We start from the raw sequence: 2220 nt of genomic DNA, 5'->3' as shown, positions 1-2220 counted from the left end.
ACGAGGTCTTCGACGTCCTCGTGCGAGGACTCGGCTTCGACGTCATACTCGCCGGTCACCAGAAAGACGACTCTGCGGGCGATGGAGACCGCGTGGTCGGCGTAGCGCTCGTAGTAGCGGCCGAGGAGGGTGACGTCGACGGCGGACGCCACACCATGCTCCCAGTCACGGTCCATCATCACGGTGAACAAGTGTCGGTGTAGATCGTCCATCGCATCGTCGTCCTCCATCAGGGCGATGGCGTCCTCGTAGTCCTGGCTGGCCAGCACCTTGCGCGCATTGCCGGCAAGTTCGACCGCCAGGCGCCCCATCTCGACGAAGTAGCCAGACACCTCTTCGGGCAGGACCCGGGCGGGATGGCGGCGGCGCGCGACCTTGGCGACGTGCAAGGCCAGAGCGCCCATCCGATCGATCTCTGAGACCAACTGGAAACCGCCGACGATGGACCGCAGATCGCCAGCTACTGGTGCCTGCAGAGCTAGTAGCTCGAAGGCCATCTCCTCGGCCTGGGCCGAACGTTCGGTCAGCGTGTCGTGGTCGGAGATCACCTGTTCGGCGAGTTCCAGATCGCCTTCCAGGAGGGCCGTGGTGGCCCGCTCCATCGCATATCCGACCGTTTCGCACATCTCGCCGAGCAGCGCGTTGAGCGCGGCCATCTGCTCTCGATAAACATCCCGCATGCGGCTATCGTACGTGCGCGATACCCGGTGCAGCTCGACCAGCGGGTGACGGCGGCGTGAACAGATCAGGAGCAGGTGGTGTCGCCCGCGTTGGTCACGGCGAGGTCGTTCGGTAGGTCGCTGTTGCTGTTCGCCTTGGGGAGCTGACCCGCCGAAATTGTGCTGCCCGGGGTGGGCGGCGATTCAATCGCCGACGATCCGGCATAATCCGCCCCCAAGATCACTTCCACGCCTGCCTTGACGGTGCGGTCCTCCTGGATGCGGGCACCCGGGAACATCTTCGCGATGGTGGCCGCCGAGTCCTTCTCGCCCGGTCCGTAGCGAACGACGGTGTCCGGCCGATTGTTGGAGGCATCGGCGATACCGGGAACGTTGAATCCGTAGGAGATCATCCGGTCCATCACGGACCGGGCCACGCCGGTTTGGCCGGAGCCGTTCAGCACACGCACCGAGACGTTCGCCGGGTATTGGGCGGTGGCATCGGTCTGGCCCAAGGTGGGGGCCGCCGCCGCCGTGGTCGCCGCGCCGGCGTCGGTGTTCTCCGTGGCGGGTTGGCGCTTCTCACCGGGCAGTGGCTTATCTTCAATGATCGCGTTGAAGATGGTGTCGATGTCTGCGGTGCGCGGGATCTCGTTGTTCTCGCCGTCGACGCTGGTGCCCTGCGTCGGGATGGTCAGGAAGGTGACCCGGCCGGCGTCGACGCCTTGCATGGAGTTGGCGAGTTGGATCAGTGAATCAGTGTCCACACCGTCGACCGTCGAGTATTGGATGAAGGTGTTGACGATCTTGTTGAGCTTGGTCGGATTGGTCAGCACATCGCTGGACAGAGTCGACCGCAGCAGCGCGGACATGAAGAGCTGCTGGCGTTTGATACGGCCGTAGTCACCATTGCCCTCGGCCGAGATGTTGCGCGCACGAACATAGTTCAGGGCGCGTTTGCCGGTCAGCTTCTGGGTACCAGGGCGGCGCAGGATGTAGCCGAGCTCGTAGTCATAGAGCGGCACGGTCGAACAGACGTAAACGCCGCCGATGGCGTTCACGACCTTCTCGAAGCCCGCGAAGTCCATCGCGATGAAGTGGTTGATGTTCAGGCCACTCATCTTGGTGAGGGTCTTCACCAGGCACGGCGGGCCGCCGACGGCGTACACGCTGTTGAGCTTCACGCCCTCAGCGGCGGGTATCTCGGCACCGAAGGCGCCCGTGGCCGGATCCCACTCTGCGCAGTCGGGCCGGTCGACCTGGAGGTCGCGTGGCCACGATACCGCTACCACGCGGCTGCGGTCGGCCGGAATATTGACCAGCAGGATGGTATCGGAGCGAATTCCCTCGATGGTGGTGGTGTCGCCGCCGCCGATCTGGGCGTTTGTGCCGAAGCGGGAATCGGTGCCGACGATCAGATAGGTCTCATCGCCGTGCTGGGCGCCTTTATTGCGAATGTTCGGGTCGTTGCCGTCGATGGCCGCGGTGGTATTCCAGGCGCCGTCCCAGCCGCGTTTGATGTTCCACATGTAGCCGGTGCCGAACAGCACCATGACGCAGG

At 64.2% G+C, this 2220-nt stretch carries 2 protein-coding genes; both read right to left on the bottom strand.

All coding sequences use genetic code 11. From position 1 onward, the window contains the following. A partial coding sequence (phoU, locus tag WAW85_RS00910; RefSeq protein ID WP_422557789.1) for a phosphate signaling complex protein PhoU occupies window positions 1–680 on the bottom strand: 680 nt, incomplete at its 3' end. A 65-nt stretch (window positions 681–745) separates the two neighbouring features. Continuing rightward, the coding region (locus WAW85_RS00905; protein ID WP_422557788.1) for an LCP family protein at window positions 746–2220 on the bottom strand (1475 nt) is incomplete at its 5' end.

Source organism: Gordonia sp. (in: high G+C Gram-positive bacteria) (assembly GCF_049299075.1).
GTDB lineage: Bacteria > Actinomycetota > Actinomycetes > Mycobacteriales > Mycobacteriaceae > Gordonia.
Note: the sequence above shows the minus strand (reverse complement) of the source record. Positions and strands in the feature narration are given on the sequence as shown.